The 24,507-nt window shown below is 66.8% G+C and carries 20 protein-coding genes; 7 read left to right on the top strand and 13 right to left on the bottom strand.

Annotated elements, in window-relative coordinates; genetic code table 11:
- The first annotated feature begins 2 nt into the window (after positions 1–2).
- Together LZC94_44835 and LZC94_44830 are read left to right on the top strand one after the other, a co-directional pair.
- Positions 3–1,001 (top strand): hypothetical protein, encoded by a 999-nt coding sequence (locus LZC94_44835; GenBank protein WXB14935.1) that lies wholly within the window; start codon positions 3–5, stop codon positions 999–1,001.
- A gap of 59 nt (positions 1,002–1,060) precedes the next feature.
- Positions 1,061–1,633: a TetR/AcrR family transcriptional regulator gene (locus LZC94_44830; protein WXB14934.1), complete on the top strand. Its 573-nt coding sequence runs from the start codon at positions 1,061–1,063 to the stop codon at positions 1,631–1,633.
- Here LZC94_44830 and LZC94_44825 read toward each other — a convergent pair.
- From LZC94_44825 to LZC94_44795, 7 genes are all read right to left on the bottom strand, one after another.
- Complete coding sequence (locus LZC94_44825; protein ID WXB14933.1) at positions 1,630–2,037, bottom strand: DoxX family protein; 408 nt, start codon at positions 2,035–2,037, stop codon at positions 1,630–1,632. The genes LZC94_44830 and LZC94_44825 overlap by 4 nt on opposite strands.
- A gap of 121 nt (positions 2,038–2,158) precedes the next feature.
- On the bottom strand, positions 2,159–4,465 hold the full coding sequence (locus tag LZC94_44820) for a glutamine--tRNA ligase/YqeY domain fusion protein (protein WXB14932.1): 2,307 nt from the start codon (positions 4,463–4,465) through the stop codon (positions 2,159–2,161).
- Positions 4,458–5,447: an SPFH/Band 7/PHB domain protein gene (locus LZC94_44815; GenBank protein WXB14931.1), complete on the bottom strand. Its 990-nt coding sequence runs from the start codon at positions 5,445–5,447 to the stop codon at positions 4,458–4,460. The genes LZC94_44820 and LZC94_44815 overlap by 8 nt, the downstream gene beginning before the upstream one ends.
- Positions 5,444–6,346 (bottom strand): SPFH domain-containing protein, encoded by a 903-nt coding sequence (locus LZC94_44810; protein ID WXB14930.1) that lies wholly within the window; start codon positions 6,344–6,346, stop codon positions 5,444–5,446. Before LZC94_44810 ends, LZC94_44815 begins: the two co-directional genes overlap by 4 nt.
- Positions 6,347–6,406: 60 nt before the next feature.
- The gene (locus LZC94_44805; protein ID WXB14929.1) at positions 6,407–8,491 is read right to left on the bottom strand and encodes a hypothetical protein; all 2,085 of its coding nucleotides are present in this window, start codon (positions 8,489–8,491) and stop codon (positions 6,407–6,409) included.
- A gap of 214 nt (positions 8,492–8,705) precedes the next feature.
- Positions 8,706–9,107 carry a hypothetical protein gene (locus LZC94_44800; protein WXB14928.1) on the bottom strand — a complete coding sequence of 134 codons (402 nt, stop codon included), beginning with the start codon at positions 9,105–9,107 and terminating at the stop codon, positions 8,706–8,708.
- 235 nt (positions 9,108–9,342) lie between these two features.
- A complete protein-coding gene (locus tag LZC94_44795; GenBank protein ID WXB14927.1) occupies positions 9,343–10,512 on the bottom strand; it encodes an acyl-CoA dehydrogenase family protein in 1,170 nt (389 codons plus the stop codon).
- Positions 10,513–10,596: 84 nt separating this feature from the next.
- Here LZC94_44795 and LZC94_44790 point away from each other — a divergent pair, with 84 nt between their 5' ends.
- A complete protein-coding gene (locus LZC94_44790) occupies positions 10,597–11,592 on the top strand; it encodes an NAD-dependent epimerase/dehydratase family protein (GenBank protein WXB14926.1) in 996 nt (331 codons plus the stop codon).
- 485 nt (positions 11,593–12,077) lie between these two features.
- On the opposite strand, the gene LZC94_44785 is transcribed toward LZC94_44790, so the two are convergent.
- On the bottom strand, positions 12,078–12,974 hold the full coding sequence (locus tag LZC94_44785) for a response regulator (protein ID WXB14925.1): 897 nt from the start codon (positions 12,972–12,974) through the stop codon (positions 12,078–12,080).
- Between the two features lie 188 nt (positions 12,975–13,162).
- Positions 13,163–13,591, bottom strand: a complete 429-nt coding sequence (locus LZC94_44780; GenBank protein ID WXB14924.1) for an SCP2 sterol-binding domain-containing protein — start codon at positions 13,589–13,591, stop codon at positions 13,163–13,165.
- Positions 13,592–13,630: 39 nt separating this feature from the next.
- Between LZC94_44780 and LZC94_44775 the strand changes: the two genes are divergently transcribed.
- Together LZC94_44775 and LZC94_44770 are read left to right on the top strand one after the other, a co-directional pair.
- Positions 13,631–14,983 carry a GAF domain-containing protein gene (locus LZC94_44775; GenBank protein WXB14923.1) on the top strand — a complete coding sequence of 451 codons (1,353 nt, stop codon included), beginning with the start codon at positions 13,631–13,633 and terminating at the stop codon, positions 14,981–14,983.
- Between the two features lie 229 nt (positions 14,984–15,212).
- Positions 15,213–15,749 carry a hypothetical protein gene (locus tag LZC94_44770; GenBank protein WXB14922.1) on the top strand — a complete coding sequence of 179 codons (537 nt, stop codon included), beginning with the start codon at positions 15,213–15,215 and terminating at the stop codon, positions 15,747–15,749.
- 226 nt (positions 15,750–15,975) lie between these two features.
- Here the strand turns inward: LZC94_44770 and LZC94_44765 are convergent, their stop codons facing one another.
- A complete protein-coding gene (locus LZC94_44765) occupies positions 15,976–18,471 on the bottom strand; it encodes a TonB-dependent receptor (protein ID WXB14921.1) in 2,496 nt (831 codons plus the stop codon).
- 112 nt (positions 18,472–18,583) lie between these two features.
- On the opposite strand from LZC94_44765, the gene LZC94_44760 reads away from it, so the two are divergent.
- The gene (locus LZC94_44760) at positions 18,584–19,732 is read left to right on the top strand and encodes an FAD:protein FMN transferase (GenBank protein WXB14920.1); all 1,149 of its coding nucleotides are present in this window, start codon (positions 18,584–18,586) and stop codon (positions 19,730–19,732) included.
- 53 nt (positions 19,733–19,785) lie between these two features.
- Here the strand turns inward: LZC94_44760 and LZC94_44755 are convergent, their stop codons facing one another.
- Both LZC94_44755 and LZC94_44750 read right to left on the bottom strand, forming a co-directional pair.
- Complete coding sequence (locus LZC94_44755; GenBank protein WXB14919.1) at positions 19,786–21,315, bottom strand: NAD(P)/FAD-dependent oxidoreductase; 1,530 nt, start codon at positions 21,313–21,315, stop codon at positions 19,786–19,788.
- 2 nt (positions 21,316–21,317) lie between these two features.
- Entirely contained in the window at positions 21,318–22,178 is an 861-nt protein-coding gene (locus LZC94_44750) for a metal-dependent hydrolase (GenBank protein ID WXB14918.1), read from the bottom strand.
- Between the two features lie 152 nt (positions 22,179–22,330).
- Between LZC94_44750 and LZC94_44745 the strand changes: the two genes are divergently transcribed.
- Positions 22,331–23,083: a TetR family transcriptional regulator gene (locus LZC94_44745; protein WXB14917.1), complete on the top strand. Its 753-nt coding sequence runs from the start codon at positions 22,331–22,333 to the stop codon at positions 23,081–23,083.
- Here LZC94_44745 and LZC94_44740 read toward each other — a convergent pair.
- Positions 23,080–24,507: a VWA domain-containing protein gene (locus LZC94_44740; protein ID WXB14916.1), complete on the bottom strand. Its 1,428-nt coding sequence runs from the start codon at positions 24,505–24,507 to the stop codon at positions 23,080–23,082. The genes LZC94_44745 and LZC94_44740 overlap by 4 nt on opposite strands.

Below are 24,507 nucleotides of genomic sequence, written 5' to 3'. Positions count from 1 at the left end.
TCATGCGGAAAGTTTCGACCGTCCTGGTGGCGTGCCTGCTCGGCGCCTGCGCAGGCGAACATGCAGGCACCCGTACGAGCCACGACGCGCGTGCGGATCACGAAGCCCGTTCGACCATCGCCCCTGGGCACACGAACGAATCGAGCGCGCGGCGCGGCGCCATCGACGGGTCGAGCGCATGGCGCGTCGTCATCGACGGGGAGCCGGAGCTCGCCTTTCCCAAGGTGGTCACCACCGAGCACTCGGAGGTCAAGCTGACATTCAGCCCCGACGGCCGCCGCATGCTCTGGGGCAGCACCGATCGGACCGGCGGTGCCGGCGCCTGGGACATCTGGGAGGTCGTTCGCGAAGGCCAAGGCTGGTCCCCACCCCACCCCGTGCCGTTCAACTCGGCGGGGAATGACTTCGATCCCTCGTTTGCCCCCGACGGCTCCGGCGTTTACTTTTTCTCCAATCGCCCCCAAGGTCTGGGCGGCGACGACGTGTACTTCGTATCCTTCCGCGACGGAACGTACGGCGAGCCCGCGAACCTCGGCCCCCATGTCAACTCGGCCGGCGATGAGTGGGGCCCGGTGGTCGCGCCCGACGGGCAGCACCTCCTCTTCGCCAGCGACGGCCGCGGTGGAAGCGGCAAGCACGACCTTTTTTGGTCCGCGCGCCGCGACCGCGGTTGGGCGCCCGCCGAAAACCTCGGCCCCGACATCAACTCCGAGCGCGACGACTTCGACGCCGCCTTTCTCCACGACGGCCGCACCCTCGTCTTCGCCTCCGAGCGCCGCGGCGACGATCGCGTCGACCTCTACACCAGCGTACCCTCCGGCGGCCGCTACCAGGCCCCCACGTGGCTGGGCGCCACCGTCAACTCGGACACGACATGGGACTTTGGCGCCGCGATCGACCCGCGCGAACCGGGCGTTTTCTACTACAACAGCCAGCGGCCGCCGAACACCTTGGGCCGGAGCGACATCTACCGCGTGCGCTACCACCTCGCGCCCCCGTAACCGCGACCCCCTTCCGCGCCCGCCATTTGACATAGCGAACGCCCGTCATACAATAACCCATGCGCTACCCGACGGGACATCGGCAACGTTCGCGCGACCGCATCATCGAGGCCGCGGCCAGCCTCTTTCGCTCCCGTGGCATCTCCAACACGGGCATCGACGCGGTGATGGCCTCCGTCGGCCTCACGGCGGGCGGCTTCTACGCGCACTTCAAATCGAAGCAGGATCTCATCGGCGAGGTCGTCCGAAAGGCCTTCGCCGAGGGCGAAGGTCGATTGACGTGCAACGAAGAAGACGACCGCGCGTGGCTGGAGACGGTGCTCCGGCGCTATATGAGCCGCTCGCACCGCGACCACCCCGACGAGGGCTGTCCCATGACCACCTTGCTCACGGAGCTGCCCCACGTGCACGACGTGGTGCAGCCCATCGTCGTCGAGCAGGTGAGCAGCTACGCCGAGCTGCTCGAAAAGAGGCTCGCCAAAGGCGCGAGCAACGCGCGGCAGCGGGCGCTCGCCATCATCGCCCTCATGGTCGGAGCCGTCGCGCTCGCGCGGGTCCTTCGCGGCAGCAAATTGTCCGACGAGATCCTGATGGCCGCCCGCACCGTCGGCGTCTCCTTGGCCGATCGTTAGCCGCGACCCGCGCGCAGCTTCGCGTCGAGGCTGAACGGTCCCGCGCCGCGGCAGGCCAGGTAGAGGTACGCGAAGCAGTACATCACGGCCAGCTCCCCTTTGTTCACCACGGGAAAGAAGGCTCCGCCCATTTGGAACTTCCAATGGAATTGCATGTAGGCCACCGCCATCATCCCGCTCGCCAAAAAGGCCGCCCACGATGTGAAGAGCCCCACGGCGATGGCGAGACCGGTCGTAAGCTCGATGATCCCTCCGATCCACAGCTGCGATCCGACCGGCACCGCATGGTCGGCCAAAATCCCCAGGACCTTCTGCATCCCGTGCATCGCGAACATGAGCCCATAGATCACGCGCAGCACGAAGAACACCCGCTCCGAATACGGTGCAAGCACCCGCTGGATCATGACGCCACCTCTGGGTTGAAGGTCGAGCGCGGACGAGCCGCGCGCCTCCGGTTGAAAGTCGGGCGCGGCCCAGCCGCGCGCCTCCGCGTTGAAGAGGAAGGCGCGGACGAGCCGCGCCGATTCAGGCCGAGAGCTTCTGCTTCAGAATTTCCGTGACCAACTTGGGGTTCGCGCGCCCGCCGGTGGCCTTCATCGTCAAACCCACCAGCGCCCCGAGCACATTGGCGTTGCCCGCGCGGTAGCGCCCCACCGCATCGGCGTTCTGCGCGAGCACCGCTTCGACCGCCGATTCGACCTGACCGCGATCGCCGATTTGCCGCATCCCCCGGCGCTCGACGATGACCCGCGGTGAGCCCTCGCCGTCGAACATGGCGACGAGAACGTCTTTGGCGAGCTTGGTCGACAAGGTGCCGTCTTGCACCAACGCGAGCAGCTCGGCCACCGCGTCGCCCTCGAACGGAGGACGCTCCAGATCGCGCCCGCGCAGCTCGCCGAGCACGTCGTTCGTCAAGAGCGACGCCACCGCCTTCGCCTTCGCGCCCTTGCCGATCGCCGCATCGAAGATCCCCCGCAGCACCGGCGATGCGTCCAATGTCGACGCCTCGTCCTCCGTCAGCGCGTGCGCCTCCACCAGCGCCTTGGCGCCCTCGGACAAGGTGACCTTCGCCTCCGCGCGCGCCGGGGCCGCGCCACCCGCTTTGGCCGCCGAGGGCGATGCCGCGCGCGCTTCCTTCTTGGGCGCCCCCGCGCCCGCCGCCTTGGCCTCCACCGCCTTGGCCCACGAGTCCTTGAGCGACACCGTGCGATTGAACACCGGCGCGCCCGGCTTGGAGTCGGAGTCGACCAGGAAGAACCCCAGCCGCTCGAACTGGAACCGATCCCCCGCCGCCGCCGACTTCAAGCTTGGTTCGACCTTGGCCGTCACCACGGTCAACGAAGCCGGGTTGAGCTCCTCCTTGAAGTCCACCCCCGCCCCGCCGGGGAACTCCGTCGAGAACAGCCGATCGTAGAGCCGCACCTCCGCGTCGAGCGCGTGCGCGGCGCTCACCCAGTGAATCGTCCCATCGATCTTCGTTCCCTTTGGCGCCACCCCACCGCGGGTCGCGGGATCGTAGGAACAGATCAGCTCCTTCACCTGCCCCGCCGCGTCCTTGATCACCTCCGTGCACGTCACGATGTACCCGTGCCGCAGGCGCACCGAGCGACCGGGCGCGAGCCGGTAAAAGTCCTTGGGCGGCTCCTCCATGAAGTCATCGCGATCGATGTAGAGCTCGCCCGAAAAGGGGATCTTGCGCGACCCCTCTTTTGGAATGTCGTGCGGCCAATACGGCCCATCGAGCTCCTCCACCTCGCCGTCGGGCCAATTGGCGATGGTCACCTTCAATGGGTGGAGCACGGCGAGCACGCGCGGCGAGCGCGGATTCAAATCTTCGCGCACCGTGTGCTCAAGCAGGGCCACGTCGACGGTGCTGATGTTGCGCGCCACCCCGACCCGGCCGCAGAAGTCGCGGATGGCCTCGGGGGTGTAGCCGCGGCGGCGCATGCCGGCGAGGGTGGGCATGCGCGGATCGTCCCAGCCGCGAACGTGCCCCTCGCCCACCAGCTGGAGCAGCTTGCGCTTGCTCATCACCGTGTAGGTCAAATTGAGCCGCGCAAACTCCGTTTGCTTCGGCACCCACGGCATCTCGGTCGCCTGGACCACCCAGTCGTAGAGCTCGCGCGCGCTCTCGAACTCCAGGGTGCAGATGGAGTGCGTGATGCGCTCCATGGAGTCGGACAGGCAGTGCGCGAAATCGTAGAGCGGGTAGATGCACCAGCTGTCGCCCGTGCGGTAATGGTGCGCGTGCTTGATGCGATAAATGGGCGGATCGCGCATCTTCATGTTGGGCGACGTCATGTCGATCTTCGCCCGCAGGACGCACGCCCCCTCCGGGAACTCGCCCTTTCGCATCCGGCGGAAGCGATCGAGGTTCTCCTCCACCGAGCGATCGCGGTAGGGGCTCTCCTTGCCCGGCTGCCCCACGATGCCCCGGTACTCGGCCATCTGCTCCTCGGAGAGATCGCAGACATAGGCGCGGCCCAGACGGATGAGTTTCTCGCCGAGCTCGTAGAGGCGCTCGTAGTAGTCGGAGGCGTAGAACATGTTCTCGCCCCACTCGAAGCCCAGCCACCGCACGTCCCGCTGAATCGCCTCGACATACTCCGGATCCTCGGTGGTCGGATTCGTATCGTCCATGCGGAGGTGGCAGACCCCGCCGAACTCCTGGGCCACGCCGAAGTTCAGACAGATCGATTTCGCATGACCGATATGAAGGTACCCGTTCGGCTCCGGCGGAAAGCGGGTAGCGACCCGACCGCCGTATTTGTTCGCGGCGAGGTCCGCGGACACTTTGTCGCGGATGAAGTCGCTCGGCTTGGTTTCACCCATCCTGGCTATCTACCACAGCCTCCCTCAGGCGTGGAGGTAGCACCGCCACGTTCCTCGGCGCCCCCGGATCCGATAACCTCATGCCGCTCGCCGGGGCACCATCCGCATACGACGGCGGGAACTGCGGCTCGAGCATCGCGGCGTCGACGGAGCGGATCTCGCCCTCGGTGAAGCCCTTGAACGCCGTCATCCTGTGCGGGTTGACCAACGAGAGCTCGTAGAGCGTTTCGTAGGCCGCGAAGACCTCCGGGTTCGTCTTCAGATCGGCGTACGCCCGGCCCACGGCCGCCGGGTATTGCGCCTTGGCGTCCGCGACCAGCTCGGCGATGCGCGCGCTCGTCTGGGCCTCGAAGAGCGCCACCCGCTGATGGCCCTCTTCCTCGATGTACGCCTTGGCCCGCTCCAGGCGCGCGGCGATGGTGTGGAAGACCTGCTGCGAGACCTCCGGCAAGAGGCTCACGTTGCGCATCAGCGCCAGCTCGATGCCGATGCCCCAGCGCTGCGTCTCCGCCTCGAGCTCGCGCTGCAGCCGCTCATTGAGCTCGGTGCGGTCGCATAGGATCTGCTTGAAGTCGCGGTTGCCCAAGATCGAAATCACCGCGTGCGAGACGACGTTTCGCATCGAGCGGTCCCAGTCCGCCACGTCGAAGGTGACCTTCACCGGATCCGTGATGCGGAACTCGAGGAAGACGTCCACCACCACCGTGGTCCCCCGCGCGTCGTTCACGCGGATGTTGGTGATGTCCCGAAAGTCGCGCCGCAAGGAGACGGGGATCACGTTCACGAACGGGAGCGCGCGGGCGACGAGCCAGTGCCAGCCCGGCTTGGTGATCACGTCGGTGAGCTTCCCGAAGCGGGTGACCAGCGCCACCTCCTCGTCCTCCACCTCGACCCGAAGGCGCCGCACGAGGGTGCGGAGAATCGGCACCAGCGCAAAGCCTGCCGCGAGACCTGCGAAAAGCATCCACTTGTCGTTCATCATGTGCTCCGGAAGTAATAGGCGCGCGATTGAGCGAGGACTTCGGCCTTTCGGCGCTGCACGTAGAGCGCCAAGGTGCTGCTCTTGCGCAGCTCCTCGAGGTAGGTGGCCAGGGTTCGGATCTCGCGCTCGGCGGCCAGGGCGCGCGCGCGGGCGATGTCGACCCCGCGCTCGGCCGCGAGGATATGGCGCTGGCAATCGGCCTCCGCCCGGGCGTACTCCTCGTCGGCCTCCGCCTTGGCGTTCATGACCGCGTTGAGCGCGTCGACCAGCTCGTCGGGCGGGAGAATGTCCGTGAGGTCCACCGCGTTGAACTTCACGCCATAGCGCTCGCCCACTTGATCGCGGCAGAACGCTTCGATGCGGCGATTGAGCTCGTGGCGCTCGCGGCGGATGAGCGCGTACGAACCTTCGTGGGGCGCCTCGGGTTGCGATTCACGCGGGTCGCGCGAGTCCCTCGAATCGCGCGCGGTCCTTCCGAAGTTGGCGATCTCGTTTCGGAGCAGGCACGTGAAGAGCCGGGTGATGTGCTCCAGCGGCGCCTTCATGCCGAAGAGGAAGGCGTAGATTTGCTCTTTGTCGGGGGCGTAGCGCAGGATGGAGTCGAAGCGGAGAACGGTGCCGTCTTCCGCCATGGCCATGCGCCCGCCGTCCTCGCCGGAGAGATCGAGGTTCTGCTCCATGATGGCCACCGTGTGCACCTTCTGCCACGGCCACTTGAAGTGCAGACCCGGCTCGAAGAGGCGGAGCGCTTTACCATCCTTGCCCTTCATGACCGCCGCGCCAAAGCTCGTTAGAACGGCGAGGTAGCCCTGCTCCACCCGAAACCACGCGCGGTACCCCAGCACGCCGAGGTACACGGCGAGCCCTCCCAAGAAACCCACGACGAATGACGTGCTCATTTCCCCCATCCCATCCTTGAATTCAATCTGCCAAAAATGGCGCGGCCGCTCCGTGAGCCGCTAAAACCGATCGGTGCCCGTTCGGCCGACGGGTGGAAACCATCCGGCCTCGATGCCCTTGCCCTTGCGCCGGCCAAGCCTGCGAACCTGTCCACCTTGGCGCTGGTACGCCTCGACCAGGCCGCGATTGACCTCGACCACGTCGGCGTTGAACTCGTGCTGCGCTTCGCTGACCGGGGGAAGCGCCGCGACCTTCTCCGCCGAGTCGACGATGGTTCCATGTGGAACGAAGCGCCCAGCGGGCACCTCGACCCCCACCACCACGGCGCCGATGCCGATGAAGCAATCCGGCCCCACCACCGAGTCGTGCACCACCGCCTTGAACCCGACGAACGTATGATCGCCCACGAAGCACGGACCGTGCACCAAGGCGTCGTGCGCGATGGATACGTTCTTGCCGACATAGACCGCCCAGTCCGCGCCATCGACCCGAACGAACTTGTCCTTGAGCGCGTGAATGACCACGCCATCTTGGATGTTCGTATTGGCCCCGATGAAGAACGGCGCACCTTCGTCCGCGCGCACCGAGCTGCCGGCCGCCACGTGAACGTGCTCCTCCATCACGATGCGCCCGACCACGTTGGCTTGCTTGTGCACATAGCTGCTCTTGGCCCTGCGCACACTGCTGCGGATGTTCGAGAGCCACTTCTGAAACTCGGGCCCGCTCGGAATCGGGTGCGCGCCCGTTCGCGCGGCGATCGGATGGGCGCCCACCACCGCGCGCAGGTTCGGGTTTCCCACCCGCACCGCATGCGCCTTTGCGGCGCGCTCACCCCTGCGCAGCGCATGATCGAGCCACGCGATTGCGAGGCCCGAGACCAGGCCCATCATCAGGTGCCCGCTCACCGTACCGACGCACGTCACCACGAAGGCGGCGGCCAGCATCTTGTCCGTGCGGGCGAGGTGCACGAGCACCCCCACCTCGATGAGGCGAACCCCCACCACGCAGAGCAGCCCCGCCAGCGCGGCCAGCGGAATCTGCGCGATGTAGGGGCTCAGATACAGAACGCAGCCCGCGAGGACCAGGCCGTGCGTGATGGCCGAAATGCGCGTCTTGGCGCCGCTCTGCACATTCACGCCCGAGCGCACGATCACCCCCGTGACGGGCATGCCGGACATGAGGCCCACCGACAGGTTGGCCAGGCCTTGCCCGAACAACTCCAAGTTTGGATTGTGCAGCTTGGTGGCCCCGGCCATGCGATCGACGGCGCGCGCCGAGAGGAGCGACTCGACCCCCGCGAGGAGCGCCAGCGGCAATGTCTTGACGAGCAGGTCGAGCCATTTGTCCTCCTCGATGCCGGGAATGGACGGGCTCGGAAACGTCGAGGGAATTACCCCCACGCGCGTGATATCCCACTTGACGTAAACGGATACGAAGGTGACCAGGGCAATGCCCACCAGCGCGGCCGGAAATCGCTTGAACCGTTTCGCCGTCGTCACCAAGAACGCCACGAAGAGTCCGCACACCACGGCGATCCACTGAACGTCGTGCAGCCACTCGGGCCGGTGCATCATCTGCGCGATCTGCGCGACCGTGTAGTCGGACCCGAGGAGCACCGGGATCTGCGCGTCGAGGAGCTTGACCCCGACGCCGGTGGTGAAGCCGGCCAGCACCGCCTCGGGCACGTACTCCGCGAGCTTCCCTGCGCGCAGCGCCGAGAGCACCAGCAGCACCACGCCGATGATCAAGGTGGCCGCCGCCACGCCCATCGGACCGAACTCCGTGGCCAGGGCGAGCACCATCATGCTCAACGCGGCGGCCGGCCCCGTCACCTGCATGGGCGATCCGCCAAAGGTGGCGGCGACGACCCCGCCGAGCGAGCCCGCGATGAGACCGGCGATCGGCGGCAATCCGCTCACGACGGCGAGCGCCAAGTTGAGCGGCAGCGCGACGGCGGCCACCGTGACCCCCGCCAGCATGTCGCCGCCGCGGCTCTTCGAGCGAATCACCTCTTTCCACGTCGAGGCCCACTCGATCATCATCTGTTTCTGGCCCGCCAGGATCGATGTCAGCGGGCTCTCCGCGCGTCGGTTCGAGTAAGGTGCGCGCGCGCTTCGATCGCTCGTTCCATTTGCCGAATGCATGGCCGTATCCCGTTTTCCTATTCCGTTCCCGTTCGTCCGACGGATGGACCGCTCTCGGGTGAGCGCCGGTATCGAGCAGCTCACGAGGCAGATGGTTTGTTATGTGAGTCGATGGACGCGGAGACGGCGGCGAATGGGCCGTATCGCGCACAGGGGTATGCCTACGTTCGATGCTCGGACGTTCCTCCGAACCACCACGAACGTGTAGACGCGACTACGCTCGCCGTGCTCGTGGAGGCGGAGACGTTTCGTCGGCGTCCGGATCACTCACGGGCCGCTCGCAATCGGGTCGTTCCCACACCACGGCGAGGCTCTCCTCGGAGATCTCGAAGACCGTGCGCGGCGCATCGGCGACCGGATCGTCGTCCTGCTCCTCTTCGTCCATCCACCCGGCCGTTCCATCGCCCGCAGGCCCCACGGTGTCGAAATCGGAGCCGACATCGCGTGCACTCTGCACGAACATGGAATCGCGGGTCGAGCGCGTCCCTTCGGGGCTCGACGTCGCCCACCACGCGGCCATCGAAGCGCCCGACGCCGACAGCGCCAGCACGAACGCAAGGAACGCAGAGAGGGCGCGGAGCAGCGCGTGCGGCCTTTTGTGGGCGGTGCGATTCACGGCGGTCTTCGCCTACCATGACCTGCCGCGTTACCCGATTCCAGTTTTTATCACGGTCCGGGTTGCATAAATAAAATCGTTACTTCTCGACATCGCATTTCGTCGTCGCATCCGACGAACGATGTCCGGTTCGAAGCAACGGCCACCCGCCCTCGGTCATCCGCTCGCGCACGCGATGGCGGCATAACCGATTACCGTAGGCGGATGGCCCCAGGCCTCGCGTCGCGTAGGCCGCTCAGAGCCCCATCAATTTTGCGACGTAATACCGCAACGTCTCCGTGGTGCCGCCACCAATACGAAACAGACGCTGGTCGCGCCATACGCGCGCAATATCGTATTCTTCGATGTAGCCCGCGCCGCCGTGGAACTGCAGGCACTCGTCGGCGATCTCGCTGAGGACGTCGCCCGCGAAGATCTTGGCCATCGAGATCGTCTTCACGGTCTCGAAGCTCACTTGATCTTTTTTGACGTACTTGTCCTCGTTGTACTCCCCCGCTCCCTTGTACGAGAGCGCGCGCGCCGCCTCGAGCTTGGCGGTCAGATCGACGAACTTGTGCTGCCAGTACTCCCGTTTGATGATCGGTTTGCCGAACGCCTTGCGCTCGCGCCCATATTCGATCGATTGGTCGATGGTCAGCTGCGCGCCGGCCAGCCCGCTGGTGCATGCGATGATGCGCTCGGATTGGAAATTCTGCATCAGGTACATGAACCCCGAGTTCTCCTCGCCCAGGAGGTAGCGCTTGGGGACGCGCATGTCTTCGAAGGCCAGCTCCGCGGTGTCGCTGGAGTGATTGCCGATCTTCTTCAGCTTCTTGGCGACCGAGAACCCTTTGGTCTTGGTGGGCACCAAAAAGAAGCTGCACCCGTGCGCGCCTTGATCGGGCGCCGTCTTCACCAGCAGGGTGATGAAGTCCGCGCGGGTGCCGTTGGTGATGAAGGTCTTGGCGCCGTTGATGATGTAATCGTCGCCGTCTTTTTTGGCCCAGGTTTGAATGCCCGCCACATCGCTCCCGGCGTTCGGCTCCGAGACGCCCAGCGCAGCGATTTTCTGCCCCTGGATCGCGGGGTGCAGGAACTCGTCGATTTGCTCCTTCGTGCCCAGATCGGCGATGACCGGTGTGGCCATGTCCGCCTGAACGAGCAGAGCCATGGTGACCCCGCTCATGCGCGAGCGCACCAGCTCTTCGCTCTTGGCCACGGCGAACCAATAATCGCCGCCCAAACCACCCGCTTCTTCGGGGTAGTGCGCACCAAAAATTCCGAGCTCGCCCGCGCGCTTGAACACGTCGTTCGGGAAATCCTCCGCGCGCTCCCACTCTTCCGCGTAAGGAGCGAGCTCCTTCTCGGCGAATTGGCGAACGGTTCGACGGAAGTGCTCGTGTTCTTCGCGGAAAGGACTGGGCATCGCGCTATCTCCTCGGTATACGAAAGATTCGTACACGAAATAATTACGAACGCAAGCCAGTCCGTTGATGATATGCCCTACGCCATGGGAACCGTAGCAGTCACGGGGGCAACGGGTTTCATTGGCAGTGCCGTGGTGCGTCATCTGCTCGCGGCCAAGCGCGACGTTCGCGCCATCATCGAGCCGGGGGCCAACACGAAGAACCTCGACGATTTGAATGTCGAGCGCATCACGTGCGACGTCACCGACGCCAAGCGCATGCAAAAAGCGCTATCGGGGTGTGAGTCGCTCTATCACCTGGCGGCCATCTACCGCATTTGGCTGGAGGATCCGACGCCGATCTGGCGGGTCAATGTGGAAGGCACATCGGCCACCTTGCTGGCGGCAAAGAACGCCGGGGTTCGGCGGGTGGTGTACACGAGCTCCATCGCCGCCATCGGCCTGGTCGAAGGGGGCGAGGCCGACGAGACGTGCCGCTTCAATCTGTTCGACGGCAACGACTACATCATGACGAAGTGGCTGAGCGAGCGCGTCGCCCTCAGCTTTGCCGACGCGGGCATGTCCTTGGTGGTGGTGAATCCTGCGTTTCCGTTCGGGCCGCGCGACATCGCGCCCACGCCCACCGGCAAGATCATTCTGTCGATCTTGCGGGGCGAGTTCCCAGCGATTCCGCCCGGCGGCATTTGCACCATCGATGTCGACGACTGCGCGATGGGTCACGTGCTGGCGGAGGAAAAAGGGCGCGCGGGCGAGCGCTACATCCTCGGCAACGAGAACGTGACCTTGAAAGAGCTGTACGCCATCGTCGCGCGGATCGCGGGGGTGAAGACGCCGTGGCTGCAGGTGCCGGCCTCCGTGGCCGTGAGCGTGGCGCTCGGCATGGAGCTCTGGGCCGATCGTGTGACCCACAAAGAGCCGAGCGCCACCTACCGCGCGGCGCGCTACGCGATGAAGAACGTGTTCTTCCGCTGCGACAAGGCGAAGAACGAGCTGGGCATGCCCACGCGCCCCCTCGCCGAGAGCGTGCGGCGCGCGGTCGATTGGTTCCGCGAAGAGGGCGTGATCGAGGCAAAATCGTAGCTGCTCGTAGCTACGAAGCTTTCGAGAGGAGTGCACGTTGGGGCGGCGACGATCGCTCGACCCCACACGCAGTCGCGCAGCGCGCGGGCGCGCGACGATCGCTCGACCCCACGCGCATTCGGGCGGGTGACGATCGCTCGACCCCACGCGCATTCGGGCGGGCGACGATCGCTCGACCCCACGCGCGTTCCGGATGACACCGAGCATTCGACGCCACGCGCGCGCGGGTGACGATCGCTCGACCCCACGCGCATTCGGGCGGGCGACGATCGCTCGACCCCACGCGCATTCGGGCGGGCGACGATCGCTCGACCCCACGCGCGTTCCGGATGACACCGAGCATTCGACGCCACGCGCGCGCGGGCGACGATCGCTCGACCCCGCACGCAGTCGCGCAGCGCCAATCGCCGACCCTGCACGCAGTCGCCACGCGCGCGCGGGCGCCGATCGTTCGACGCCACGCGCGTTCCGGTCCCGTCTCGGAGCTACCGCGTTGCGCGGCTCTTGCCGCGGGCGGGCGGCGGCACTTTGCGCGAAGCCTTCGGCGACTTGGGTGCGGTTCGTGCGGCTTTGGCGGGGGCGTGGTTGCGCCCGCCGTTGCGCGCGCTCGCGCCGTTCTTCGCGGCGGCGCCGTTCTTGGCGGCGGCGGCGCCCTTTTTTGCGCTGGCGCCGTTCTTGGCGGCGGCGGCGCCCTTTTTTGCGCTGGCGCCCTTCTTCGCGGGGGCGACGGCGCCCTTCTTCGGCGTGGGTGCTTTGCCCGCCCGAGCCTTGACGCTGGCCGGCAGCTTGGCGGGGGCCTTCCTCGCCGGCTTTGCGCCCTTCTTCGCGGCCTTTGTGACCTTCGGCGCGCCTTTGGTGGCCTTGGCGACGGCGGGGGCCTTCGCCGCCTTGCCGTTTTTGCCGCGGGTCGCGCGGGTCGCGCGCGTTGCCGCGGCGGTGGTCTTCGCCTTCGCCTTTGCCGGCTTGGCCTTCTTCTTCGGCGCCTTTGCGACCTTGCCGATGACCCGCTTCGCCGGGCGCGCGGCGCCGCCGACGCCGTTCAAGCGCGGGCGGGAGATGCCTTCGCGCTGACCTTCGCGCGCTTCGAGCGCGGTGCGCACTTTTTCGTCGAGCTCACCGAAGTCGAAGGGCTTGTCGATGTACGCGTCGGCGCCGTAGAGCGGGCTGGTGAGCTGATTGAGGTTCTCGCCGATGCCCGTCAGCATCAACACGCCCGTGTGGGCCAAGGAGACGTCTTCGCGGATCTTGCGACAGACCTCCCAACCGCTCATGCCGGGCATCATCACGTCGAGCACGACCAAATCCGGCAGGTGCTCTTGCGCGAGCGACCACGCTTGTTCACCGTCGGAGGCCTCGATGACCTCGATGGTGGGATTTTTCATGGTGCGAAGATGACGTGCGACCAACTCGAGCATGGACGGCTCGTCGTCAGCGACGAGCACGAGAGGCGTCGGAAGAGACATGGGGCGCATTTTCGGGCCTCGCGCGCGGATCCGTCAATACCGTTGGAGTATTCACGGTGCAAATCGCACACCGACGTCTGCGGCAGGAACCCTCGCGCTGCGTGGACCTACGGTTCGTCCCGGAACTTGGTGGGGACCCGCGTGGTGGATTCCACCAGCTCCCGCGAGGACTGCACGTACTTCACGATGGTCGGCATGTGACCCTTCGTGAGCTTGAGTTTGTTCTGCATCATCGCCTTGATCGGGTCGATCTCTTTCTTGATGACCTGCTTCCAGCGCGCATAATCGGCCACGATCACGAAGGCGGCCTTGTCGGCTTCTTCCCGCGAAACGAGCTTGCAATCGCGACACTCGCCGCCGTGCACGTCCAGCCACATACCCTGGTCTTCCGGTATCCCGAGCGACGGATCCGCTTTGACGACCATCGCAACGACGCCGTGCGTCCAGTCTTTGCCGGCGATCTTGTAGGCAGGGTTCGAATTGATCGCGTCCTTGTACGCGCGCGTCCACTCATCGGAAGGGAAGTCGTTGGCCATGGGTGTTATCAGGCTACACTGAAACCCGAGCGTTCCGCCATGTCAGCTTCCACACCTCCGCCGCCCCGCACGCCATCGGTGCTCCCGTTTCCCCCGAAGGTTTACGAGCGCGGCAACAAACGACTCGATGAGGTGCTCGATTTCGTCGCCTTCAGCGCGCGCCCCATGCCGCTCGTCACCTTGCTCGACGAGGCCCCGCGCCGCATCGTCGACATCCTCGGCTGCGACGTGTGCTCGCTCTACCTGGTCGAGGGCGAGAACAAGCTCGTCATGCGCGGCAACGTGGGCTTCTCCCGCAGCGCGCTCGGTCAGATCCGGCTCAACGTGGGCGAGGGCATCACGGGGCAAGCCGTCGAGTACCTGCGGCCCATCATCTCGGACCACGCCGAGACGCATGCATCGTACAAGTATTTCCCGGGCCTGGAGGAGGAGCGCTTCCCCGTCTTTCTGGCGGTGCCCATCCTGGGCAAACAGGGCCCGGTGGGCGCCATCGCCGTGCAGCGCGAGGCCACGCCCTTCTCGGATCCCGACGTGGAGCTCCTCAGCGTGCTCGGCGCGCTCATCTCGGCGGGCATCCGCCACGCGGAGCTGATCGACACCCAACGCGAGCGCAGCTCCTTCGCGCGCCGCGCCGGGGGAGGCACGCGCAAGGTCACCTTGCCCGGCCGTCCGCTGGTCCCCGGCACCGCGCTCGGCGCCATCGCAGCACCGCGCAGGCCGCCGCAGCGCCCGAGCAATGTGCCCAGGGCCGCGGGCGAGCAAGAGCAAGACGTCCGCCTGTTGAAGGTGGCGTTCGACGTGGCCCAAAAAGCCATTCTGGCGCTGAACGAGCGCGCCAAAGGGCTGGCCAAGGTCGGCAAAGAAGCGGCGTTCCTCGGCACCTATGTCGAGATCCTCGGCGACATGCGCTTTCGCGAGCTGGCGCTGGAGCTCACCGCCACCGGGGTGGGCATCCCCTCGGCGCTGGGCCGGGTCGCGCGCGAGGCCACCCGCACCGCGGTGAGCATCTCGCGCGATCCGTTCCTCGAGGAGCGGGCCCGCGACGTGGAAGATCTCTGCGACGCGCTGAGCATGCTCGCGGCCACCGACAAGCGCGCGGAGCTACCCTCCAAGGCGGTGCTCGTGGGAGACGGCCTCAGCGTGTTCGACCTGCTCATCTCCGCCCGCGCCCAGCCGTGCGGCATCGCCTTGAGCGAGCGCGCCACCAGCCCCCGAACCCGCATTCTGCTCGAGCTCTTGGGCGTTCCGGCCATCGTGGACGTTCAGGGGCTATTCCGCTGGTCGTCCGATGGAGACATCGCCCTCATCGACGCCGACCACGGTCTTTTGGTCATCAACCCCTCCAAGAGCGAGATCGCCGCCATCCGGCACGCCCGATCGCGGGATCGGTAGGCAAACGCGGGCGCCTGCCGGCTCGCATCGGTCGGTGTTGCGGGCGCCTGCCGGCTCGAAGGGGAAGCGTGGCCCGTGCCGATTGCACGGGACCCAAAGCTATCCGCGTGTATCGTGTTTGTTCGGAGTGCTCTCTGTGACCTCGCCGTCGCATCCGGAAAGCGAACACCAAAGCCTACCTCCGCCTGCTCCGGGGGGAAAAGCCGAGGAACGAGACAGCATCACCGAGGTGCGCGGCACGGTCGCGCGCTTCGAGATGTCCTACAGCCTCAGTCCCGGCGACCGCCTCACATTCGGTCCGCCGCTGCGCATGCGGCTTCCGTCCTTCGTCTACCTGGCCATCTCGTTGGTGGCGCTGGCGCTCGTCCTCATCGCGTACAGCTCGTCGTCCAACTCACGTCTCTACGTATGGCTGGTCGAAGGTGACAAAACGCGCCCGCTGAGCTCCCTAGCCTTCGCGCTCATCCTCGTCGCCAGCGCGGTCGGCACCGTCCTGCGCGCCCATATGCGCGGCGTGGTCGTCCGCCGCGACGGCCTGGAAGCCCGCTACCTCTTGGCCATGGGCATCCCCCGCATCCGCCAATGGACGTGGCCCCAAATCAGCCGCCTCATCTTGGACGAAAAAGACGTGCTGCTCGAGCTCTGGGACAACCGCTACGAACGCCTCCCCGAGGTCGCCACGCCCAAAGAGTTTCACGAGCTGCTGGAGCGTTTGGGCGCCGCCCACGGCATTCAGATCACACGGCTCACCGTGCCTCGGACATAGCCCCTTCGACCCGGCTGCGCCGCGTTCTGGCTGCACCGTGAGCTCACATCGGGAGAAGCGCTGAACTGCGCGAATCCTAAAGGTGGTCATTCGCACGAACAAATCTCGCGCCGCGCGCTTCTCTCCGTGGTGCGCGATTACCCGGAGCTCGAGCGCCTCGACAAGGCTCCGGCGCGCAGCGCCGAGGTTCTCGAGGGGCGTGCGGCGTGAGGCTCGTCGGGGCGGTCTAGAACGACCCTTCGAGGCCGATGCTCGGGACGGTGACGGGGCCGATTTCTTCGGGGGTACAGCGATCCATCATGTCGGGGGTGATGTTTCGAAGATCTCGGATGGGGCCCCGGTTGGCCGAGATCTCGCATTGGACGTTCACCTTTTCCTTGTTGAGGGTCACGTTCAGCCCCTCGAGCACGAAGGAGATGCGGCCGGTTTTGCCGATGGTCCACGCCTTTTCGAGGCGAAAATCGATGCGGAAGTAGGGGGGGAGACGCTCGCTGTTGTAGGGCGGGATGAGGAAGCCTTGCGCTTGCTTCGAGTAGGGCCTCCCCGAGTAGAAGAAGAAACGTCCCCCCACGCGCCAGCCGCTCCCGAGATCGTAGGCGCCGATCAGGTTTAGAACGTGGGTGCGATCGAACTCGCCCAGGATGGTCGACGGCTCCTCCGGGAGGAGCGCGCGAAAGCGTCGGGCGACGCCGGGTGTGGTGTCGCGGGTGGTGCGCGAGAGCGTGTAAGAGAGCCACCCGGTGAGGCGCTTGGTGAGCGAGCGCTTGATGAGGAGCTCCAAGCCATACGCCCGGCCCCGCACCCGGCGCGCGATGCACGAGCGGCCCGACGAGTCGTCGAGATCGTCCAGGTTGAACTCGTTGCCGCGCAAGCACGTGGCCGTGGCGTCGGTGAGGCCGATGAAGTTGTGGAGAAAGACGTTGGCGGTGGCCGTGAAATCGCCCGGCAGGAGCAGCTCGAACCCCTGGCTGGTCTGCACCGACGTTTGCAGCCCATCACCCAGCTTGGCGAGGCCCGCGCCGGGGACGGGAATGACCAAGCTGGGAGGCTGGTGCGACACTCCGAAGGTGGAGACCAACGTGAACTTCGGGGTCATCCCGAGCCGGACCGCGAGGCGCGGATCGACGCCGAGCTCCCGGGCGTTGCGGTTGGCCTGGAGCTGCTGGCGCTCGGCGGAGGAGAGCACGCCAGGGCGATCGAGCTGGTGTGAGGTGAAGAGATCCGCGCGCAAGCCGGTGACCACTTCGACGCGGGGGCCGAGGTGCCAGGTCGCGTCGGCGTACGCGCCGAAGGTGAGATCGTCGCGCGGGGAGTAGAGGATGCTCGGCGTGTCGCCGGTGAGGTTCTGCACGCCGCGCTCGTCGAAGAGATCGAAGTGCTCGAAGAACGCATCGGCCCCCATCCGCATGCGAATCACGGGCGACAGGCGCCGCTCGAGCTCGGCCCGCAGGCCGGCCATCTGGCTCGTCGCGTCCCCGGTGTCGCCCCCCGATTTGTCGACGCCCAAGGTGCCCGCCACCCGCAGGTTGCCCCCTCCGTCGAACCGATGGTCGAAGCGCAGATCGAGCCGGTGGAACATGGTGGCGAAGAGCTGCTTGGTCTTCCTCTCCCCACGCTCGTCTTTCTTCACCTCGGCCAGGTAGTCGTAGCTCCCGAACACGAAGGCGCTGATCGCGTTGCGCTCGTCGAGCTTCCACGACGCGCGCGCTTGGTAGTCCCAGTACGAGAGCCGCGTGTCGGGGGCGAAGAGCGGGAGGATGAGCCCCGGGTAGCCGTAGCGCCCTCCCACCAGCGCCGTGCCGCGCCCGCTCGCAAAGGGCGACTCGAGCAGGGCCCCCGCGTCGAGCAGGCGAAGGTTCCAATCGCCGTGGAACGTGGTGGCCGGTGGACGCGTGTATCCTGCAAGCACCCCGCCGGCGAAGCGCCCGTACTGCGCGGGGTAGCCTCCCGGGAAAAAATCGACGCGATCGATCAAGGCCGGGTGAATCACGCTCGGCCCCGCCGCCAAGTGGTAGAGCAGCGGCACCCGCACCCCGTCGAGGAAGTACCCGGTGTTTCCTGGCGGCGCGCCGCGCACGAAGAAGAAGGGGAGCCCGCTCACCACCGGGGTGACCCCGGGCAGCGCCTCCATCATGCGAAACGCATCGCCGAAGGCGCCGGGAACCTGCCGCACCTCGCCCCCGCCGACGCTGATCTTGCCCGCCTCCGGCCGGGTGCCTCGAACCTGCACGTCCTGAACCTCGGGCTGCGGCGCAGGCGGCGAGGTCGCGGTCGCACCGGATGCGCCCGACGCGCCCGGCGGTGATTTCCCAGCGGGGACGGGACCGGGTGGCGGCGCGCCCGTCGCGGCAGGCTCGGGGGGCACGACCACCGGCGGATGAAACTCGATGCGCATGCGCACCCGCGCGGCGACGGTGACGTCACCGCGGCGCGCGGGCGTGAACGTCCAACCGACCGCGGCCTTCTGCGCCGCCGTGGCGAAGGGCTCGTCCCCGTTGATCACCTTCGCCTCCTGCACCGCGCCCGAAACCGCGATGAGGAGCTCCAAAACGACCACGGAATCGCCCTGGGCCCAGGGCGGGTACGGCACCGTCTCGGCGTTCGCCACCTTGGGGGGTACGAGCGCAGGGGGCGCGGGCTGCGCCTCGGCACGTACCGCATACGCCATGATCAGCGCGAGCGCGATCCACCCGATCCGCATGGCGAGCTTAAAGGATGTCAAACGGCAACCGTGGTACGAGAACAGTATGATGACCCCGCGGAGCCTGCCTGAGTCGCGAGCGAGGGCGTGCTCCCGTGCGATACTGCACGGGAGCCTAGCCGTCGCAAGCGCATTGGGCATCGCCCTTTTCGCCTGCGATCGCGCTGGCACGACCGCGACGCCCCCGCGATCGACCGAAGCGGCGCCCGGCGCATCCGCCGCCCCCACCTCGTTGCTGGCGCCCCTGACACCGTCCGCATCTTCCGCATCTTCCACGCCGGCCGCCTCACGCGCGGGGCTGGAAGGCTTTACGCCCGAGAAGATTGCAGGCGAAGCGCGCGCGATGGGAACGCACCTGGCTTACGCCGCCTTCACCACGCCCACCGTGGACGCCGACGCCACGCGGCGCGCGTTCGACGCGGCCACCCGCGAAATTCAGAGGCTCGAGGCGCTGATGACCACGTGGCGACCCGACAGCGATCTGTCGCGCGTCAACGCGGCGGCCGGTCAGGGCGCGGTGCAAGTCGACCCCGAGACGATGGAGGTGGTGCGGGAGGCGCTGCACACCAGCCAAATTTCCGAGGGGACCTTCGACATCACCTTCGAGAGCCTGCACGGGCTTTGGAAATTCGACGAGGACTTGGACCCGCACCCCCCGACGAACGCGGCGATTCGAGCGAAGCTTCCGCTCGTCAACTACCGCCACGTCCACCTCGACGAGGGCGCGCGCACCATCGCCCTCGATACGCGCGGAGTTCGCATCAGCCTGGGCGGCATCGCCAAAGGCTACGCCGTCGACCGGGCGGCCAAGGTGCTCGCCGACCTCGGCCTGACCTCCTTCTACGTCCAAGCAGGGGGTGATCTGTACGCGCGCGGCAAGAAGCCCGACGGGAGCGACTGGTCCGCCGGCATCCGCGATCCACGCGGCCCCGCCGGCGAATTCTTCGCGCTCTTGCCGCTCACCGACCACGCCTTCAGCACGGCCGGCGACTACGAGCGCGCTTACCTCATCGGAAAAAAGCGCTACCACCACATCATCGACCCGCGCACGGGCCAGCCGGCCACCCAATCGCGAAGCGTCACGATTTGGGCGAAAACCGCCTTCCTCGCCGACGCCATCGATGACGCCGTGTTCATCCTCGGCCCCGAAAAGGGACTCAAGCTCGTCGAATCGCTGGATGGCGTGGGCGCCGTCATCATCGACGCCAAGAACAACCTGTGGATCTCGAAGCGCCTCGAGGGCAAGCTCCGCATCATTAAGCCGCCGACGGACGGGCCGTAGCCGGCGACGGCGCCACCCGCGAAGCAGCGCGTCGCCGACGACACCGTTAGCGGCTACGCCAACGCCGTCAGCCAGGTGCGAACGTGATCGCGAAGGCCCGCGCGGACCTGGGCTCCGTCGCCGGCGACCAGCTCGTAGTCCTCCGGATCGAAGCGAAGGAGGCGCATGCGGTATTCGACATTGTAGCCGGGGTACAGCGCGTTGTTGCGACCGTTGGGACTGAGGTACCAGCTCGCGCACCCCGAGGTCCACACGGTGAACTGGCTGCGCCAGTCCATCTCGCGCACAAAGCGCGCCTCGCGTTCGCGCTTCACGTCCACGTACTTCAAGCGCCGCTGGCGGCGATACAGGATCGCCTGGCACGCGTAATCCATCTGCGCCTCGGCGTATGCGATCACCGATTGGTGCCCCGGCCCCGTAAAAGGCCCGACCAAGAAGAACAGATTGGGAAACCCCGCGGTGGCCATCCCCTTGTACGCTTCGGCGCCGTCTTTGAAACGCTCGCCCAGGGTGCGCCCGCCCAAACCGTGGATGGCGAAAGGGGCCTCGGTCAGCGGCACCTTGTAGCCTGTGGCGTAGACCAACACGTCGAAGGCATGCTCCACCCCGTCGCGGGTGAGGATCCCCTTCTCGGTGATGCGGGTCACCCCCTCGTCGATCAGCCGCACGTTGTCGCGCTGGAGCATCGGGTACCAATCGCTGGAGAGGAGCACCCGCTTGCAGCCGAACTTGTAGCGCGGCGTCAGCTTCGTGCGCAGCGCGCGATCCTTCACCGAGCGGCGCAGGTGGGCGCGCGCCAGCTCCTGCGGCGGCCTCTTGAACCAGTCGTGCTGGAGGATGAGAAACGGCGCGCTCAGCTCGTGGAACCAGTACATCCCGAGCCGCCGCACCTTCATCGCCGGCGGCAGCGCCCGATTGAGCGCCTTCTCCTGCACCGTGATGGCGCGATCGGGGCGGGGCAGGATCCACGGCGGCGTGCGCTGGAAAACGGTGAGCTCCGCGACCTCGGGCGCGATGGCCGGTCCGACCTGCACCGCGCTGGCGCCGGTGCCGATGAGCGCCACCCGCTTGCCCCGCAGCGCAACGCCGTCGTTCCAGCGGGCGGTGTGCATGCGGATGCCCTGAAAGCTGTCCGCCCCTTCGATGGCAGGCATGGACTCGCCGGCGAACGGCCCGCGCGCGCTGACCACCACCCGAGCGCGCACCGATTCACCCTCGTTCAAACGGAGCACCCACTCGCCGGCCGCCTCGTCGAATTGCGCGCCCGTGATCTCGGAGTGGAAGCGGATGCGCGAACGCAGACCGTATTTTTCCGTGCAGTGTAGAAGGTAGCGCTGGATCTCGGGCTGGCGGCCGTACTCGTGCGACCAATCCGGGTTGGGCTCGAACGAGTACGAGTAGAGCTGCGACGGAACGTCGCATGCGCAGCCGGGGTAGGTGTTGTCGCGCCAGGTGCCACCGACCTCTCCGGCCTTCTCGAAGATTCGAAAGTTCGAGATGCCCGCCTTCAACAAACGAATCGCCATGCCGAGCCCGGAAAACCCCGCGCCGACGATGGCCACCTCCAGCACATCGTTTCCCATCTTCAATAAGCCCCTTCGCCCAGCACGGTGTCGAGCTGACTCAATACATGGCGGTTGTCGTGGTCCCAGGGGTGGAAGTCAGGGCGAAAGTAGGTAGCCCAAGGCTTTACCAAGTTCGGCAAAAAGCGTGTCTCCGTCACGAAGTGGCGCTTGAACAGCCGCCAGCCCGCGCGATCCCCGAGCTTGCCGCGGGCGCGCAGCACACGCAGAAACGAAGGGATGGCGATGCCCCAGAACACCACCGTGGCCACCAAAAGACCGCCACAGCGCAGAACATACGCGCGGGAGCCGCGGCCCATGACCGTCTCCCACACATCGAAGGCCACCGCTTTGTGCTCGGTCTCCTCCAGCGCGTGCCACCGCAACATTGCAGCATAACGGGGATCGGCGCCCTCGAGCACGCGCGGATCGGAGAGCACTTGATCGGCCAAGATAGCGGTGAAGTGCTCCAAGGCGATGGTCCCCGAGAGCCGATACGATCGCGGCGCGTTGTGTTTCAACCACGCCAAGAGGCGGGTCACGAAGCGCTCGATGCCCTCGGCCTCCGGAACGGCGGCGATGAAGACATCGTTCAGCGCCCGATGCTCGCGACCGTGCATGGCCTCCTGAGCGATGAACGCCATCACCTCCTCCTTGAGCACCGGGTCCTCGACGCGATAACGGTACGCGCGAACCGCATCGATGAAGAAGCGCTCGCCCGATGGGAGGAACAACGAGAACGTATTCACGAAGTGCGATAAGTGTTCGCTACCCCGATGCCATGTGGTGACCTTGTCCGCCGGCAACTGAAACTTAAGATCGCGCCGAATCGGCATGACCTGGTTGCTCGACGTGCGCCGAGCCGAGATCGTGTGCATGCTCATCGGGAACGCTCCTTCATCGAGAAGGCCTTCGCAGCTTGTATACAATCGTCTACGATCTAAATGTACGGCCGTAGACATCCTCGTCAACGCGCATGAAATGGGCGCCCGAGCCCTAACCTGGATAAGCACGCGACATGACAAAGGATTCCGTGATGTCGAAACCTGAAACAAAGCGCGGGGATCCGGTGCTCGGCGGGCGCCGGAAGCTCATGGAGGCGGCGCTGCACCTCGCGGCCACCACGCGCAGCCTGGCCTCGATTGGCTTGCGCGAGGTCGCACGCCACGCGGGGGTGAATCCGAACACCTTTTACCGCCACTTCAAGGACTTCGACGATCTGGGCTTGGCGGTCATCCACGAGCTTGGCGGCCAGCTCCGCAGCGGCCTTCGGGCGCGCCGGCAACGAACCGATAAGCAGCCGGTATCGCTGGAGCGCGCGCAGGAGCTGGTGCACGAAACCGTATCGATGGGCCTCGACTTCGTGAGCGAGTACCGCGCGGCCTATGTGGTGGGCATTCGCGAAATGCACGGCGGCTCGCCGGTGCTGCGCAAAGCGCTGCGCCAAGTCATGGACGATCTCGCGGCGGAGATGGCGGAGGACGTGCTGGATCTGCTCCCCCCGGGTTTGCTCGACGCCGCCACGGTGCGCCAGCTCTCGCATATGGTTTTTCAGCAAATGAGCTTCATCGCGCTGGACTATGCGGAGCACCCGGATAAGCGCGACGAGCTGCGGCGCCAGTCGGGGCAGTTCGTGATGTACTTGTTCTTTGGGGCGATGGCGGCGCGCGAGCCGCGCGCGGTCGCGGCGGTCGCATCGAAGTTTGCGGGTGAGGTGCGCGAGACGCACGAGGCGCACGAGCCGGCCGCGGACGAGCCGACTCGCCGACTCGGAGAAGCGCGAAGCTAGCGCAGGTGCACGAGCAAGCGCGCGGCGTCCTCGAGCTCGCGCGCGGACCGCACCTCGAGCACCTGGGTGCACTGGGGCTCGTAGCGCGCCATGGCGCTGTCTCCAATGGCCCAGTTGCCGCGCGACTCGGGCGAGAGCCACACCAAGGCGCGCGCCCGGCTGCGGATGCGGCCGAGCACCTCGGCGGCGTCATCGTGAAAATTGGTCCGGCCGTCGCCCAGGATCACCACCGTGGTGCGGCGATCCACACCGTTCAGGTGGCGCGATTCGAAGAGGCGGAGGGCGCGGCCGTAGTTCGAGTTGGAGGTGATGGCCACCACCTGACCGCCATAGGCGCGCGCGAGCGCCACGTCGATGGACTCGCGTTCGAAGAGCTGCGTGGTCTCCGCCAGATCGCTCACGAAGACGAAGCTGCGGGTGCGGTCGAACAGATCGTGCGTCGCGGCCACGAACTCGAGCATGAAGCACGCGGCCGCGCGCACGGAGTCGCTCACGTCACACAGGAGGACCAGCCGCGGCTTGTCGCGCCGCCGGACGCGCCGCACCGGCTCGAACGGAACGCCGCCCGTCCGCAGCGCGCGCCGCAAGGTGAGGTGCGGGTCGATGCGCCCTTGCCGCGCGCGGCGCCGTTTGAGGCGCTCGCCGCCGCGCAGCCTCTCGGCAAAGCGCCTCACGGCGCGGCGCACTTCGTCGATTTCGATCTGCGAGAGCCGCACGAAGGGCGTGGTGGAGAGCGTGCTCGCGCGGCTCGTCTCCTCGGTGCGCTGCGCCACCACGTCGCGCACATGGCTGCGGACCTCGTCGGACGCGCGATCGAGCTCCGCCTTCAAGGCGTCGGCCAGGAGATCGCCGCGCGCTCCAAAGGCGTCGCGCAGCCGCGTGCGAAGGGCGCCCAACGCGCTGCGCGCCCGCGGCAGTCCGAGCTTCTCCTCCACCCGGTACGCGAAGAAGCCGGCCTGCAACGGGTTGTGTAGCGCGTCGAGCGAGCGGCGAACGCTGGTGAGCTGCAAGAGGCGGTCGAGCTCCGCGCCGCCCTCCACGAGGGCCGCGAGCGGGTGCTCGTGCCCACCGCGTTCGCGGGAGGACGCGGCGAGGGCCGTGAGGAGCGTGCGCAGCTCCGCGAGCTCGTCCTCGGTAAAGCCGGCCGCGCCGAGGCGTTGCCAGATGTCGCCGCGGGGACCTCGGGGCCCATGGGCGCTCAGAAAGAACGCGTCGAAGGCGCGATCGAAGCGCAGGCGGGAGTCGGCGCGGGTGACGATGACCGCCGCCAGCGCATCGCAGAGCGTGTCGCGCGATCCGAGGCCCACGGCGGCGGCGGCGCGCGCGCAGTCGATGGCTTGCGCGGTGGAGATGACGAACCCGGCGCGCCGGAGCGACCAGAGGAGCTCGTCGAGCACGCGCGTGATGGCGCGAAGATCGGGCAT

The organism is Sorangiineae bacterium MSr11954, assembly GCA_037157815.1.
Taxonomy (GTDB): Bacteria; Myxococcota_A; Polyangia; order Polyangiales; family Polyangiaceae; genus Pendulispora; species Pendulispora albinea.
This window is presented reverse-complemented; position numbering and strand designations above follow the sequence as displayed.

Excerpts from the sequence above, each read along its gene's own strand:
- LZC94_44755 (WXB14919.1), bottom strand. The coding sequence starts at position 21,315 with ATGGGAAACGATGTGCTGGAGGTGGCCATCGTCGGCGCGGGGTTTTCC.
- LZC94_44780 (WXB14924.1), bottom strand. The coding sequence starts at position 13,591 with ATGGCCAACGACTTCCCTTCCGATGAGTGGACGCGCGCGTACAAGGAC.
- LZC94_44740 (WXB14916.1), bottom strand. The coding sequence starts at position 24,507 with ATGCCCGATCTTCGCGCCATCACGCGCGTGCTCGACGAGCTCCTCTGG.
- LZC94_44815 (WXB14931.1), bottom strand. The coding sequence starts at position 5,447 with ATGATGAACGACAAGTGGATGCTTTTCGCAGGTCTCGCGGCAGGCTTT.
- LZC94_44810 (WXB14930.1), bottom strand. The coding sequence starts at position 6,346 with ATGAGCACGTCATTCGTCGTGGGTTTCTTGGGAGGGCTCGCCGTGTAC.
- LZC94_44750 (WXB14918.1), bottom strand. The coding sequence starts at position 22,178 with ATGAGCATGCACACGATCTCGGCTCGGCGCACGTCGAGCAACCAGGTC.
- LZC94_44830 (WXB14934.1), top strand. The coding sequence starts at position 1,061 with ATGCGCTACCCGACGGGACATCGGCAACGTTCGCGCGACCGCATCATC.
- LZC94_44835 (WXB14935.1), top strand. The coding sequence starts at position 3 with ATGCGGAAAGTTTCGACCGTCCTGGTGGCGTGCCTGCTCGGCGCCTGC.
- LZC94_44805 (WXB14929.1), bottom strand. The coding sequence starts at position 8,491 with ATGCATTCGGCAAATGGAACGAGCGATCGAAGCGCGCGCGCACCTTAC.
- LZC94_44785 (WXB14925.1), bottom strand. The coding sequence starts at position 12,974 with ATGAAAAATCCCACCATCGAGGTCATCGAGGCCTCCGACGGTGAACAA.
- LZC94_44825 (WXB14933.1), bottom strand. The coding sequence starts at position 2,037 with ATGATCCAGCGGGTGCTTGCACCGTATTCGGAGCGGGTGTTCTTCGTG.
- LZC94_44775 (WXB14923.1), top strand. The coding sequence starts at position 13,631 with ATGTCAGCTTCCACACCTCCGCCGCCCCGCACGCCATCGGTGCTCCCG.
- LZC94_44790 (WXB14926.1), top strand. The coding sequence starts at position 10,597 with ATGGGAACCGTAGCAGTCACGGGGGCAACGGGTTTCATTGGCAGTGCC.
- LZC94_44820 (WXB14932.1), bottom strand. The coding sequence starts at position 4,465 with ATGGGTGAAACCAAGCCGAGCGACTTCATCCGCGACAAAGTGTCCGCG.
- LZC94_44745 (WXB14917.1), top strand. The coding sequence starts at position 22,331 with ATGTCGAAACCTGAAACAAAGCGCGGGGATCCGGTGCTCGGCGGGCGC.
- LZC94_44795 (WXB14927.1), bottom strand. The coding sequence starts at position 10,512 with ATGCCCAGTCCTTTCCGCGAAGAACACGAGCACTTCCGTCGAACCGTT.